Annotated in this window: 14 protein-coding genes and 3 tRNA genes; 7 read left to right on the forward strand and 10 right to left on the reverse strand. The window is 34.7% G+C overall.

Annotation, left to right across the window (positions count from 1 at the left end):
* Positions 1-2 precede the first annotated feature (2 nt).
* Complete coding sequence (locus tag BUB42_RS02380; RefSeq protein ID WP_073016838.1) at positions 3-503, forward strand: phosphoribosyltransferase family protein; 501 nt, start codon at positions 3-5, stop codon at positions 501-503.
* Here BUB42_RS02380 and BUB42_RS02385 read toward each other — a convergent pair.
* The gene (locus tag BUB42_RS02385; protein WP_073016840.1) at positions 495-1,013 is read right to left on the reverse strand and encodes a shikimate kinase; all 519 of its coding nucleotides are present in this window, start codon (positions 1,011-1,013) and stop codon (positions 495-497) included. The genes BUB42_RS02380 and BUB42_RS02385 overlap by 9 nt on opposite strands.
* Positions 1,014-1,140: 127 nt before the next feature.
* Between BUB42_RS02385 and BUB42_RS02390 the strand changes: the two genes are divergently transcribed.
* The 6 genes from BUB42_RS02390 to BUB42_RS02415 all read left to right on the forward strand — a co-directional run bounded on the left by BUB42_RS02390 (position 1,141) and on the right by BUB42_RS02415 (position 4,647).
* Positions 1,141-1,213, forward strand: a tRNA-Lys gene (locus BUB42_RS02390).
* Positions 1,214-1,252: 39 nt separating this feature from the next.
* A tRNA-Lys gene (locus tag BUB42_RS02395) sits at positions 1,253-1,325 on the forward strand.
* Between the two features lie 42 nt (positions 1,326-1,367).
* A tRNA-Leu gene (locus BUB42_RS02400) sits at positions 1,368-1,450 on the forward strand.
* Between the two features lie 1,253 nt (positions 1,451-2,703).
* Positions 2,704-3,372 (forward strand): carbonic anhydrase, encoded by a 669-nt coding sequence (locus BUB42_RS02405; RefSeq protein WP_073016842.1) that lies wholly within the window; start codon positions 2,704-2,706, stop codon positions 3,370-3,372.
* A 1-nt stretch (position 3,373) separates the two neighbouring features.
* Positions 3,374-4,345 (forward strand): sodium-dependent bicarbonate transport family permease, encoded by a 972-nt coding sequence (locus tag BUB42_RS02410; protein ID WP_073016843.1) that lies wholly within the window; start codon positions 3,374-3,376, stop codon positions 4,343-4,345.
* Positions 4,342-4,647 (forward strand): P-II family nitrogen regulator, encoded by a 306-nt coding sequence (locus tag BUB42_RS02415; RefSeq protein WP_073016845.1) that lies wholly within the window; start codon positions 4,342-4,344, stop codon positions 4,645-4,647. Before BUB42_RS02410 ends, BUB42_RS02415 begins: the two co-directional genes overlap by 4 nt.
* Positions 4,648-5,053: 406 nt before the next feature.
* Here the strand turns inward: BUB42_RS02415 and BUB42_RS02420 are convergent, their stop codons facing one another.
* From BUB42_RS02420 to BUB42_RS02455, 9 genes are all read right to left on the reverse strand, one after another.
* The gene (locus BUB42_RS02420) at positions 5,054-6,484 is read right to left on the reverse strand and encodes a TolC family protein (RefSeq protein ID WP_073016846.1); all 1,431 of its coding nucleotides are present in this window, start codon (positions 6,482-6,484) and stop codon (positions 5,054-5,056) included.
* Positions 6,471-9,647, reverse strand: coding sequence for an efflux RND transporter permease subunit (locus BUB42_RS02425; protein ID WP_073016850.1), 3,177 nt, complete (start codon positions 9,645-9,647; stop codon positions 6,471-6,473). The genes BUB42_RS02420 and BUB42_RS02425 overlap by 14 nt, the downstream gene beginning before the upstream one ends.
* A 123-nt stretch (positions 9,648-9,770) precedes the next feature.
* The gene (locus tag BUB42_RS02430; protein ID WP_073017338.1) at positions 9,771-10,853 is read right to left on the reverse strand and encodes an efflux RND transporter periplasmic adaptor subunit; all 1,083 of its coding nucleotides are present in this window, start codon (positions 10,851-10,853) and stop codon (positions 9,771-9,773) included.
* A gap of 166 nt (positions 10,854-11,019) precedes the next feature.
* Complete coding sequence (locus tag BUB42_RS02435) at positions 11,020-11,412, reverse strand: hypothetical protein (RefSeq protein WP_073016852.1); 393 nt, start codon at positions 11,410-11,412, stop codon at positions 11,020-11,022.
* A gap of 302 nt (positions 11,413-11,714) precedes the next feature.
* Positions 11,715-11,876 (reverse strand): hypothetical protein, encoded by a 162-nt coding sequence (locus tag BUB42_RS16355; RefSeq protein WP_170857174.1) that lies wholly within the window; start codon positions 11,874-11,876, stop codon positions 11,715-11,717.
* Positions 11,877-12,214: 338 nt separating this feature from the next.
* A complete protein-coding gene (locus BUB42_RS02440) occupies positions 12,215-12,748 on the reverse strand; it encodes a DUF4252 domain-containing protein (protein WP_073016854.1) in 534 nt (177 codons plus the stop codon).
* Between the two features lies 1 nt (position 12,749).
* Positions 12,750-13,352 carry a DUF4252 domain-containing protein gene (locus BUB42_RS02445; RefSeq protein WP_084118273.1) on the reverse strand — a complete coding sequence of 201 codons (603 nt, stop codon included), beginning with the start codon at positions 13,350-13,352 and terminating at the stop codon, positions 12,750-12,752.
* A gap of 61 nt (positions 13,353-13,413) precedes the next feature.
* Complete coding sequence (locus BUB42_RS02450; RefSeq protein WP_073016856.1) at positions 13,414-13,911, reverse strand: hypothetical protein; 498 nt, start codon at positions 13,909-13,911, stop codon at positions 13,414-13,416.
* Positions 13,898-14,407: an RNA polymerase sigma factor gene (locus BUB42_RS02455; protein ID WP_073016858.1), complete on the reverse strand. Its 510-nt coding sequence runs from the start codon at positions 14,405-14,407 to the stop codon at positions 13,898-13,900. Before BUB42_RS02455 ends, BUB42_RS02450 begins: the two co-directional genes overlap by 14 nt.
* Between the last annotated feature and the right edge of the window lie 77 nt (positions 14,408-14,484).

Consider the following 14,484-nt stretch of genomic DNA (forward strand, 5'->3'; position numbering starts at 1 on the left):
TAATGAGCAAGAAAATTATATTGACCCATCAAGAAATAGAACACAAAATAAAAAGAATTGCCTATCAAATCTACGAAACATTTGTTGATGAAGAAGAAATAGTCATTGCTGGAATCGAAGTTAATGGATATGTGTTTGCTGAAAAATTAGCAGCAGCATTAGAATTAATTTCCCCGATAAAAGTAACGCTATGCAAAGTACAGATTAACAAGCAAGACCCACAGTTGCCTATTCAAACTTCTATTACAAAAGAGCAATACTCAAACAAAGGCTTAATATTAGTAGATGATGTATTAAATTCGGGCACTACGTTGATTTACGCGGTTAGGCATTTCATTGATGTTCCTTTGAAAAAATTTAAGACCGCAGTTTTAGTAGACAGAAACCATAAAAAATATCCCGTAAAAGCTGATTTCAAAGGAATTTCGCTTTCAACCTCTTTATTTGAACATGTTCAAGTGGTTTTTGATGAAGATGATAATAGTTATGCTTATCTAAGCTAAAATTGTAATGATATCTTCAACGACCTCATCGATAGTCTTATCATCAACCACCACTTTATATTGCGCTTGATTATAATAAAAACTTCTTTCAAAAAGGTGAATGGCAATAAACTCCTTCATCTCTGAATCATTTTTATCTGCAATAAGTGGTCTTTTACTTTTATTAAGCGACAATCTATTGAATAAGGTGTCGATAGATGCTTTTAAATATATTGCGACAACACCTTTCTCTTTTAATAATTCGTGATTATTAGCGTAACAAGGAGTGCCGCCACCTAATCCTATAATTAAAGTCTCGGGAGAATTCAATAATTCAACAAATAATTGGTGTTCTAATTTTCTAAAATAGATTTCCCCATGCTTTTCAAAAATTGCATTTATAGATAAATTTGCTTTCTCTTCGATCTTTTTATCCAAATCGACAAAAGGGATTTCAATACAATTAGACAATTTATTTGCAATTGTCGACTTCCCGCACCCCATATAACCTAACAAAATAATTTTTTTCATCTTAATAAAACCTTACAAATTAAGGTGTTGAGAATTTATATTTAAAAAAGACAAATTTATAGCAAAATTGCTTGCAAAACTCTAAAAAAAGTCCTTATATTTGCACCCGCATTCAAGGAAAGAATATGACTCGATAGCTCAGTTGGTAGAGCACATCACTTTTAATGATGGGGTCCTGGGTTCGAGCCCCAGTCGGGTCACAATTTTAGTGATTAACACATAATTTTCTTGAAAGCATTGACTCGATAGCTCAGTTGGTAGAGCACATCACTTTTAATGATGGGGTCCTGGGTTCGAGCCCCAGTCGGGTCACAAGGATAAAGACGTTGCGTTGCAACGTCTTTATTTATTTTAGGCCACGTGGAGAAACGGTAGACTTGCCAGCTTGAGGGGCTGGTGCTCGCAAGGGCGTGTGGGTTCGAATCCCATCGTGGTCACGAATAAATAGAAATGCTCTAAAAATAATCAAGCTTGCTTGAAATTATTTTTAGAGCATTTCTATTTTCAAAACGGAGCTTTGTGGGAAAGACGCAGTCAATCCCAATTGTGTCTCATCCATAAAAATTAATGAGAAAATAATCAAGCTTGCTCGAAATTATTTTTAGAGCATTTCTATTCTCAAAGCGGAGCTTTGTGGGAAAGACGCAGTCAATCCCAATTGCGTCTCATCAATAAAAACTAATGAGAAAATAATCAAGCTTGCTTGAAATTATTTTTAGAGCATTTCTATTTTCAAAGCGGAGCTTTGTGGTAAAGACGCAGTCAATCCCAATTGTGAGTCATCAATAAAAACTAATGAGAAAATAATCAAGCTTGCTTGAAATTATTTTAGATCATTTCTATTTTCAAAGCGGAGCTTTGTGGGAAAGACGCAGTCAATCCCAATTGTGTCTCATCCATAAAAATTAATGAGAAAATAATTAAGCTTGCTTGAAATTATTTTTAGAGCATTTCTATTTTCAAAGCGGAGCTTTGTGGGAAAGATGCAGTCAATCCCAATTGTGAGTCATCAATAAAAACTAATGAGAAAATAATCAAGCTTGCTTGAAATTATTTTTAGAGCATTTCTATTTTCAAAGCGGAACTTTGTGGGAAAGACGCAGTCAATCCCAATTGTGTCTCATCAATAAAAACTAATGAGAAAATAATCAAGCTTGCTTGAAATTATTTTAGATCATTTCTATTTTCAAAGCGGAGCTTTGTGGGAAAGACGCAGTCAATCCCAATTGTGCGTCATCAATAAAAACTAATGAGAAAATAATTAATTAGCGATGATATAAGATTGCACAATCTTTATTTAATACAAAACATTTTTAGAAAGAGAATAAATCCGCCTCTATCCTTTTTCAATAAGTAGTCCAATTAAACTGCGTTACATTGTGTTAGCGGAAACAATTATATGCTAGAAAACGTGTTAACGCATCTAGTAACTTACCCAAAAAATCCTCTTAGTATATCTCACATCCTACTTTTAGCTGGCTTTTTTACTGATATATGCCAAAATCATATAAACATAAAGTGTTACTGGTAATTAATTATTTGAAATAATAATTTTTCAAAAAACGAATAATTTTAAATTGTTTGAGCTGTAGAAATCATTAAAACTATTTATATGTTTGATAAAAAATATAAATAATATTTATGTTATAAAAAACACAACCTTTGTAATAGATAACTTAAATAAATAAAAATGAAAAAAACTAGCACATTATTAGTCTTTATTATTGCGCTGCTTTCAACCTTAGCACAAGCGCAAGTTTCTGCAGATTCAGCATTAAAAAGTTTAAAAGAAGGAAATAAACGTTTTGTTGAAGGAAAAAGTATTAAACCTCACCAAGATTTACAGCGTATTAAGGAGGTGTCCTCGGGTCAAAAACCTTTTGCTATAATTATAGGATGTTCTGACTCTCGCGTCCCAAACGAAATTATTTTTGATCAAGGTTTGGGCGATCTGTTTATAATAAGAACTGCGGGTCAAGTTTCAACATTTGCCTCTTGGGGTAGCATAGAATTTGGTAATGCAGTTTTAGGAGCTAACCTTATAGTCGTTATGGGTCATACTAAATGTGGAGCTGTAGCCGCCGCTTGTCAAATACCCGATGTGCCAGGTCATATTGTTACGCTAATTAATGCTATTAAACCAGCGGCACAACTAGCTAAAACACAAAAGGGTGATGAGGTAGAAAATGCTGTTAAAATAAACGTAGCCATGCAAGTGCAACAGCTTGAAAATCTGGAGCCAGTTTTAACAAAAGCTGTGATAAGTAAAAATCTTAAAATTGTGGGTGCTGTTTACAATTTAGAAACTGGAAATGTAGATTTTCTAGATCCTAACTATTTACAAACGCTAAAGAAATAGAATGGATTTATTTTCAGCATTTGGATCTAGTTTAGCATCACCTATGGTGCTAGCATTTGCACTAGGTATTATCGCAACGCTTTTAAAAAGTGACCTTAAATTCCCAGAGGGAATGTATATGGGATTGACTATATATTTACTATTTGCCATTGGAATAAAAGGAGGCGTAAAGTTAACATCAGTAAATATCGTTGATTTTTATAAACCTTGTCTGACAGCTATAGCCATGTGTATTGCTATCCCCATTGTTTCCTATTTTATTTTAGTAAAGATTGGGAAAATGGATAAGTTAAATGCAGCCGCTATAGCCGCGCATTTTGGATCTGTATCGGCAGTAACTTTTAGTGAAGGGACTGCGTTCCTCGATTTAATGAAGATTTCGTATGAAGGATATATGCCAGCGATGCTGGCAATCATGGAAATTCCTGCAATTATCATCGCGATTTATATTGCAAAAAAAGCACTGCCAAAAACGCAAAGCAACATGGGTAAAGTATTGCATGAGCTTTTTACCAATAAAGGAACCATTTTATTATTGGGAGGGATTTGCATTGGCTTAATAACAGGAAAGAAAGGGTTTGAACAAGTTGCACCATTATATGATGGATTGTTTAGAGGAATACTTTGTTTATTTTTGTTGGAGGTTGGTTTGGTTGCTGGACGCCGACTTTACGACTTGAAAAAAGTAGGATTCTTTCTTTTTGCATTCGGTATAATAATGCCGGTAATTCATGCAACAGTGGGAATTTATTTAGGATATTGGGCTGGCTTGTCAATGGGAGGATCCACCATATTTGGACTTTTATGCGCTAGTGCAAGTTATATTGCGGCACCTGCGGCAGTGCGAATTGCAATACCAGAGGCTAATCCTACCTATTATCTAACAGCAAGTTTAGCCATTACATTTCCTTTTAATGTTACATTTGGACTTCCATTATATTTAACAATTGCGCAAAACTTGTATGCTTCATGACACAATTAGTACCTATTAAGATGATAACTATTATAGCGTTAGATTCGCTACAAAATCGCCTTGTAGCGGATTTAAAAAACTGCGGTATAAAAGGCTACACTATAGTTGAAGTGGAAGGAGAAGGGTTGTACGAACAACACTTCACAGATTGGGAAGGTCGCAATATAAGAATAGAAACACTTGCCTCTGATGAAAAGGTTTTAAGTATTATGAAAATTCTCAGCGAGAATTATTTTGAAAAATATGGTGTAATTGCCTTTGTAACTAATGTAGAGGTTTTTCGAAAAGAGCGTTTCGATTAGAATCATCAAAAATTAATTTCTATTATGTCAATGCAATCAACAGTAAACCGTTGACTGCATTGACTTTTTTTTCTTTCTTACTAGTCTGTGTCATCGGAAATATTAAATTCTTGTCAATGGCAAACTTATTCTTCAAAGCATGACAATCTTTTATCTGTTTCAATTATTTCTGCTTATTTAGAAAAACATTTCTTGGTTTTCGCTTTTGTTCTATTTTGGAAAAAAATGTTTTTTCACAAATGACTTTGCCTTTTTAAAATTTGTTGAAAAACAAGTCTTTAGTATCTGCCAAGATTACAATAAAAATAAAAGTTTCTAAATAATTTGAAATTAGTCAATAATTTTAAAGTTTCACTAAAGCAAGAAAGCCAGTCTCAATGGAACTGGCTTTTTTATTCATCTAATTTTATTTCCAACCGCCACCTAGATCGCGATACACATGAACTACTGCATTAAGTTGGGCTTTTTTGGTTTCAATCAATTCAAGCTTCGACTCTAATGCGTCGCGCTGGGTCATTAAAACCTCAAAGTAATCTACTCGAGCTGATTTAAATAAATCGCCCGCCACATCAATAGAACGGTTCAAAGCAGCTACTTCTTGAGATTTTAAATCATAGCTTTTTTCTAAGTTATTAATTTTAGAAAGCTGGCTAGAAACTTCCAAATACGCATTCAAGATAGTACGCTCATAGTTAAATAAGGCTTGGATTTGTCTGGCATTAGCAGAACTATACTCCGCTTTTAGCGCATTCCTATTAATTAATGGCGCTACAAGATCTCCAGCTAACGAATACAATAAGGATTCAGGCATTCTAAATAAATAATTAGGCTTGAACGCATTTACTCCCACTGCTGCTGTAATATCTAATGAAGGATAGAACTCAGCACGAGCCGTTTTTACATCTAGTTTAGCGGCTTCTAATTCTAATTCAGCTTGCTTTATATCAGGACGATTAGCAAGCAGTTGTGCTGGAACTCCAGATTGAACCATTGCAGGCAACAACTCATCAAAAGTAACGCTGTTGCGTTTGATCTCTTGCGGATATTGTCCTAGCAAAAAGTTGATCATATTCTCTGTTTCTTTGATACTTTGAAGAATCGTAAACTCCATACTTTTAGAAGCTAGCACCTCGGCTTGGAACTTTTGAACTGCTAGTTCTGTACTTCTGGAAGCTAATTTTTGGAATTTTACGATTTCCAATGCGTTTGACTGCAAGCTAATCGTTTGTTTTACAATTGCAAGTTGGTTGTCTAAAGCAACTAATTCAAAATACGAATCCGCTACCTCAGCAATCAGGCTGGTGATTACAAAGTTTTTACCTTCAACAGTTGCTAAATAACGCCTTACAGCTGCTTTCTTTGAATTGCGAAGTTTTTTCCAAATATCTACTTCCCAATGTGCATAAGCTGCAATTTTTAAATCGCCTAGTGGATCTGGCATTTCATTCCCAGGCATTATTTCAGTCGAGGCGTCGCCGGCTCCTTGGCTGGTATACCGACCTACTTTTTCAATACCGCCTCCTGCTCCCACGCCCAGTTGTGGCAGTAAGGCGCCTTTTCGAACCCGAATATCGTTTTTAGCAATTTCAATTTCTTGTAATGTGATTTGCAATTCCTGATTGTTTTTCAAGGCAATGTCAATCAAATTAATCAAATTAAGATCTTTAAAATAAGTTCTCCAAGGCTTTAAGGCAATGGTATTTGTATCCACACTCTTTTCAAAAGCTTCTGGAATAACTTTGGTCGCTGCCAATGGTGCTAGTGCTGGCGTACAACTTACCACCGCCAAGCATACGCCTAGCGGTATAATATATTTAAATGACTTACTTTTCAGCATGATTGTTATCAATTTCTTCGGTTAATGGATTTTCATTTTCGTTTTTTACTAATTTGTATTTTTCGGCAATTCGACCAAAAACATAGTACAATCCCGGGATAATAAACACTCCGCAAATTGTTCCTAACAACATTCCTCCTGCAGCGGCTGTACCTATAGTTCTGTTACCAATTTTACCGGGACCACTAGCAAATACTAAAGGAAGCAATCCTGCAATAAAGGCAAAGGACGTCATCAAAATAGGTCGGAATCTTGCTTTTGCACCTTCCATTGCGGCTTCTAGAACTGTTTTGCCCGCAGCATGTCTTTGTATCGCAAATTCAACAATCAAAACAGCGTTTTTTCCTAGCAAACCTATTAGCATGACCATCGCAACTTGCGCGTAAATATTATTCTCTAAACCTGTAAATTTAAGTAACAAGAATGCTCCAAAAATACCAGCTGGTAAAGAAAGTATCACTGATAATGGCAAAATAAAACTTTCATACTGCGCTGCTAGGACTAAATACACAAATCCCAAACAGATTAGAAAAACCCAAATGGCTTGATTACCTTGCGCCACTTCATCTGCGGAGATTCCCGCCCAGTCAATTCCAAAACCACGAGGTAATTTTGTTTGCGCCACTTCTTGAATTGCTTTTATGGCAGCACCACTGCTATAACCTGGCGCGGCTGATCCACTAATTTCAGAGGAGTTGTACATATTATGCCTTGTAATTTCTGAAAGTCCGTACACCTTTTCTAATTTCATAAAAGCAGAATACGGCACCATTTCGTCCTTATTATTTTTGACATATAATTTCAGAATATCCTCAGGCAAAGCACGGTATTCTGGCGCGGCTTGTACGATTACTTTATAATTGAAACCGTACTTGATAAAACTGATTTCGTAATTACTACCTACTAATGTAGAAAGTGTGCTCATAGCATTTTCTATGGAAACCCCTTTTTGTTGTGCCAAATCATTATCGACTTTCAACATAAATTGCGGAAAACTGGCACTGTAAAAACTAAAAACAGACGCTAATTCGGGACGTTTGTTCAACTCCTTAACGAAATCATTATTGACCGATTCCATTTTTTTATAATCTCCTGAACCTGCTTTGTCTAACAAGCGAAGTTCAAAACCGCCCGCAGCTCCATAACCAGGTACCGCTGGTGGTTGAAAAAATTCAATATTGGCTCCGGGCAGATCTTTGGTCTTCTCTTCTAATTCTGTCATAATCTCTTGTACCGAATGCTTTCGCTCACTCCAGTCTTTCAAATTAATCAAACATGTTCCTGCATTGGCGCCCGTTCCTTCGGTAAGAATTTCATATCCTGCCAAAGCAGATACCGACTGTACTCCTTCCACTGTTTCAGCAATTTTCTGAAGCTTTTCAGCAATATTATCCGTTCGCTCTAGTGATGAACCAGGCGGTGTTTGAATAATCGCATAAAACATCCCCTGATCCTCATTTGGAATAAATCCAGAAGGGACACTGCTACTTACCAACCAGATTCCCGCACAAAAACCTATAAGTGCAATAAAAGTGATTACTCTTCTATTGACAATACGGTTTAAAACCTTTTGATACTTCTCAGCAGTGTTATTAAACGTAGCATTAAAGCCATCTAAAAAACGGTTTATTGGTGTTCGTTTTCTGGGTTTTCCATGATTGTTTCTTAGCATAATCGCACAAAGTGCAGGTGTAAGAGTTAAAGCCACAATTCCTGAAAGTATAATAGCAGTTGCCATCGTGATGGAAAACTGACGATAGAAAATTCCAACGGGTCCTGACATGAAAGCCACTGGAATAAATACTGCTGCCATCAAAAACGTAATGGCAATAATGGCACCTGCAATCTCGTGCATCGCTTTTTTAGTTGCCTTCAACGGCGAAAGATGTTCTTCTTCCATCTTGGCGTGCACCGCTTCGATGACGACAATGGCATCATCGACGACAACTCCTATGGCTAAAACCAAAGCAAAAAGCGTGATTAAGTTTAAGGTTATGCCAAATAATTGCATAAACATAAAGGTTCCAATAAGGGAAACTGGAACAGCGATGGCTGGAATTATAGTAGATCTCCAGTCACCTAGAAAAATAAACACCACCAACCCTACCAAGATAAAAGCTTCGACTAAGGTGTGAATTACTTTTTCTATCGATGCATCTAAGAATTTAGAAACGTCATAGCTGATTTCATAATCCATTCCTTTGGGGAAAGAATTTTTCTTAATCTCAGCCAATTTTAACTTCACATCTTTAATTACCTGACTAGCGTTACTCCCATAGGACTGTTTCAACACAATAGCCGCAGAGGGTTTTCCGTTCAAATTTGAATAAATATCATACATCGAACTACCGAATTCAACATTGGCAACATCCTTCAACCGTAAAATTTCGCCTTCAGGATTAGATCTTAAAATTACATTTCCGTATTGCTCTTTGGTGGTAAATCGTCCTGAATATTTCAATACATATTCAAAAGCTTGGGATCTTTTACCAGAGCTTTCTCCTGTTTTGCCCGGCGAAGCTTCAAGACTTTGACTGGCCAAAGCTTCCATAATTTCATCTGTCGAGATTTTATACGCTAGCATTCTGTCGGGTTTCAACCAAATTCGCATTGCATATTCACGAGTTCCCAAAACATCGGCAAATCCTACCCCGTTTACCCTTTTTAATTCGGATAAAATATTAATTTCGGCAAAGTTGTATAAGAATTTCTGATCCGTATTTTTATCGGTACTATACAAATTTACGTACATCAACATACTGGACTCCTCGCGAGTGATCTTAATCCCTTCTCTCACCACTAATGGCGGCAATTTATTAACCACGGAGGCAACTCTATTTTGAACATTGATAGCAGCCTGATTGGGATCAGTTCCCAAATTAAATATTACTTGAATACTAGCTTCTCCATCATTTCCTGCATCAGAAGTCATGTATTTCATTCCCGGAACACCATTTAAGGCTTTTTCTAACGGAATAATAACTGATTTAATCATCAATTCCCCATTGGAACCCGGGAAATCAGCGATAACATTTACCCTTGGTGGCGAAATGGAGGGAAATTGGGTCACTGGCAAATTAGTTAGGGCCAGTGCTCCCAAAAAGACAATTATGAGCGATATTACTATCGACAGCACTGGTCTTTGAATAAATTTATTAAACATTATAGATATATTTTAATGATTAAACCAAATTGGAAATTGTTCTTATCCGTTTTAAATTTTCAGTGTTTTTGGGATTCATTATCATCTTTATAAACTAAAATTTTTAAAACGAATCATTTAAATTTACTCAGCTTTTAAGCGCAGGTGACTAATAACCTCTTTGGGCGACACATAATCATACTTAATTTTCTCACCGTCTTTTACTTTCTGAACTCCTTCCAAAACTATCTTATCATTAGCCGTAATGCCGCTAGTAATTACATATAAATCAGGTATTTCCCCAGTAACCGTAATTTCTTTAGATTCTAAAATATTATTTTTATTCAATACAAAAACATACTTCTTGTCTTGAATTTCATAAGTCGCTTTTTGGGGAATCACTATTGCGTTTTTAAAAGGGACAATCATTTGCACTGAACCTGTTTCGCCGTGTCTAAGTAATTTGTTAGGATTTGGAAATCGTGCCCTGAAAGCGATGTTTCCAGTTTCATTGTTAAACTCACTTTCAATAACCTCAACATTCCCTTTGGATTGGTACAACTCATTATTGGCTAAAAGCAAGCTGACATTAGTATTTGCTCGATCTTTTACATTCATTTGATAATCCAGATATTCTGGTTCGGAAACATTAAAATAGGCAAACATTTGACTGTTGTCTGAAAGGCTAGTCAACAATTCTCCTTCTTCAATTAGACTTCCTAGTTTTTTTGGAATTCGGTCAATTGTTCCGTCAAACGGAGCTCGGATTTCGGTAAATGATAAATGAAGTTGAGCCAGTGCTACTTCGGCTTTTGCTTGTTCTAATTTGGCTTGAGCCAAAGCTTGCTCATTTTTTGAAACAATATTTTTGTCGGCTAGCATTTTTGCGTTTTGCAGTTCTATTTCAGCACCCTTTGCTTCTGCCTTTGCTTTTAGCAATTCTGCTTGGTACATTCCTGGCATAATTCTAAACAAGAGCTGCCCTTTTTTTACAAATTGGCCTTCATCAACATAAATATTTTGTAGATATCCTTTTTCTTGCGCCCGGATTTCAATATTTTGGATAGAACGAATTTGAGAAACATATTTTTTAGTAAATGAAGTATCAATTTTAATCGGATTGGTAACAATAAATTTATCTCCTTCCTCTTTTTCTTCTTTTTTAGTTGTGCAGCTTGAAAGGCACAAAAAGGCAATTAAGCCCGTGCAAACGAGTAATTTATTCATGGTGTAAATTTGAAAATTAAGCAATAAATACTTGGAATTAAGAATTCCTAAGGATGTAAAAGGCATCGTTTATAAAATAATTTCAACGATCAAACAATGAATGTATATTTAACATTTTCACAAAGTTGATTAAATCAAAAAAAGTTTAAACAGAATGCAGCATTTATCAAATTCTTAATACTCGCTGAAGAATATAAATAGGATTGGATTGTCCACAAGATGGTGAGAAGATTTTACAATTCTGATGGTAGTAGTTTAAAAGCGATTGACAAGAAAAACGCTGGTACCAAACTTGCAGTAAATGATATTTTCCATCAGAAATGGAGGTATTTGTAACTTTGAAACTGTCACTGCTTGAAGATTCTTCTTCTAAATCAAATTCAGCTGTAGTAAGCAAAGTGCCGATAGGAACAGTTTTTATTGCTTTAACTTGGCTTCTATTTGATAAAAAAGCTTGTAGGTCGTTGGCAGTAACATTGCCATGCGAAACCGCATGATCAACATTTCCCCCGCCTAGCAGATGGAAAAACAGGTACAGAAAAAAAACAGCTATCTTCATTTAGTCGCCAAAAGTAATCAAAGTAGCGAAAGAAAAAAATAATTTAAAATATGTTTAACATGTAAAACAAAGCGAAATCGATTTCATCGAACCCACCAAAAAAACTTACAGCATAATTAGCTGTTCGCTGAATAGTAACAACCTTCTTTTTAACAATGATCAACCAAAAAGAATAAAAAACTTTAGAAAGACATATTTTGGTAAAATCATTTTCGCAATTGTTGAAATGATTATTGTATTAAAAACCAATAATATGATGAGATAATCTTGTTGGAATAGCAATCAATATAACTTAGTAACTTTTAAAAAGATTTTTTTAAAATATTTATAAGAAGCAAAACTGCTAAAATTAATATAGAAACAGTTACTGCCATCAAAATAAAAGTACCTATATATAAAAATACTTTGTTGTTTCTTTCTGAAAATGTTTTAGAAATGTAACTTCCTTGTGCTTGATCTTTCAATGAGTTTCAATTTAAATATGGTTAATGAGTAAAAAGTTGTTTTGAGTAAAATTACATGTCTAATAAGTCTTACACAATACCCGTTTTTAGTGATATTTACCACCTCGATCAAATTTATTTTAATTTTAATCACTTATTGTAAGAAATTTATTCTTTTCCTTCTAAAATTAACATTGAAAATATAAATCTTTCTTTTAATGACTTTAAGGAAGTAATTCGATTGGCGATCAAAAAATTACCTTAAAATATATTGTGAAATAATTTAGCACCCAAAAACTATTTCATAAAAAAAGCGTCTTGAATAATTCAAGACGCTTTTTGATTTTAGCAAAATTTACTTATTTCATTAATTGCTGCAGTGGTTTTAATTGTTCTAAATCAATCTTCGATTGCTGTAGAACGCTCATCATTGTCATGACAGCAGTGGGATTCATATCTTTACCTAAAACTCGAACCACGGCAAAACCATTTTCTTTTTTATTGGCATAAAAAACAAACTCGTCAATGTGTTCATCTGTTCCAACAAAGCATATCGAAGCGCCCTCCTTTCCTGAACTAAATTTCATTAGCTGTTGATACTTTTTATCTTTTAAGATTAAATCTACCTTCGCACGCTCCGTTTCGAACTCTGCTTTGTTTTTGTCAGTGAGTTTAAAAGCCAAAACATTCATTTTATCAAAGGATTTCAAAGCATCATTTTGAGCAACTGTCAATTTTGACGGATCGATATTCAGAATTTCTGGAGATAAATCAAGTGCAATAAAATTTTTGTTTTCGGTATTTTCTACAAAATATTTTTGCAGGGTGGGTTCCGCGTTGCAACTAAACAGTAACAAACTGAAAAGTGGAGCAACTCCATAGATTGCTTTCATCTTATTTTTTACCTTTAGTTGCTTTTTTCAAATCATCACCACCCGGAATTCTCATCTTATCTGTAAGAACTGAAATTTCGTTTAAATCAAAATTACCTGTCAATGACATTAATATCGTATCATCATCTTTCGCACCTTCGATAAACATTAATAATTCTCTGATTTGTGAATCTGCTGCTCCTGATTTGACCAAAATTTTAATATTTCTGCCATTTTCATTTACGCGCATCAATTCTTCTAAACCAGCCGACTTAATATATTTATCAGCAGCTAACTTCATTTCACTTTCTACTCGCGTACTCTTTGTGGTAAAGACTTTTAAGTTATCGAGTTTTTTGATCAATGCTAGATATTGTTGTGTTTGCTTATCAGTAGCGTCGACTTTGACCTTGCTCATTAAATCGAACATTTTTTTATTGACAATGATTGACGTCACATCATCTTGCCCATCAAATTTATCAAATGCTGCTTGCGCAAAAGCTGGACTTGCACAAATCACCAATATTAATGTTATAAAAAAGTTTTTAGCACCATTGAATCGGCTGTCGTTTTGGTTTTGTTTTCGTTTTGTGAAAACGCTTGCATTTAAATTGATTGCTTTCATTTTTTTGAATTTTATGTTTATTAATAGTGATTGTTATTCGTGTTATATTTTACAAAGGAAATCACAATCCCTCTGAATTATTTTCTGCTTTTCTAAATATCTTATTTTTTGTGACTTGGTACTCTCCGATATAGTGCACCGTTTTTATGCCAACATTTACGTTGCTTGACAACAAAGACAATGCTTTTTGTGTAGCTGCTAAAGCTACTTTTGGATCGTTGTACGTACCTAGTTCGTTAGTATTTTTTACAACTTGTGAACTATAGAAAATATAGCTTCCAATACCTATCATAACTACCACAGAAGCTGCGACCGAAATGGCATAAAAATTTAATTTCCTTAACCCCTTCTCACTACTAAATTCTTTTAATTTTGGCAGTGATTTTGTAAACTTATCCGTTTTGGCTGCAGCCAAATATCCAAAAATAGATCGATACTGAAATAAATGCGGGGCAATATCTTGAGAACAAAAATAATCGTGCAATTCTTTCTCTTCAATTAATGAAGTTTCGGCGTCAAAATATTTTTCTAATAGTAATTCAATTCTACTTAATTCCATAATTATTTATTTTTGTCATCTTTTCTCGTACTGTTTTTCGAGCTCGAGAAAGTGCTACCCTAATTGTGTTTTCACTTATCTCTAACATTTTTGCGATTTCTTCAAATTCGTATTGTTCCACATCGCGCAACTGAATAATCATACGTTGTTGTTCTGGCAATTGATTGATACTTTTTTCTACCCAAGTTAAACTATCGTGATCTTCCAGTTTTTTGTCTAAAGCTGGGCTAAAATCTTTAAAATCCGAAGCGTCAATTTTAATATTTGTTGATCTCTTGGCTTTAAGTTGGTCTAAACAATAATTTCGTGTCATTGTCATCGCAAATGCTTCAACACTTTTGTAAGATGCTAAACTTTCTTTTTTAGTCCACAATTTTACTAAAATCTCCTGCGTAACATCTTCAGCTTCCTCAGTGCTGACCAGCAACCGCTTGGCCAGTCGAAAAACTTTATCTTTAAATGCGGTGGTCAGTTGCACAAATTCATTTTGATTCATAAAGATTATTTATTGTGGGAATGCTATAGTGAAGACGATTGATTTAATTTTTTGTTACAAAAAAGATAAAATAAAAA

The organism is Flavobacterium micromati (genome assembly GCF_900129585.1).
Classification (GTDB): domain Bacteria; phylum Bacteroidota; class Bacteroidia; order Flavobacteriales; family Flavobacteriaceae; genus Flavobacterium; species Flavobacterium micromati.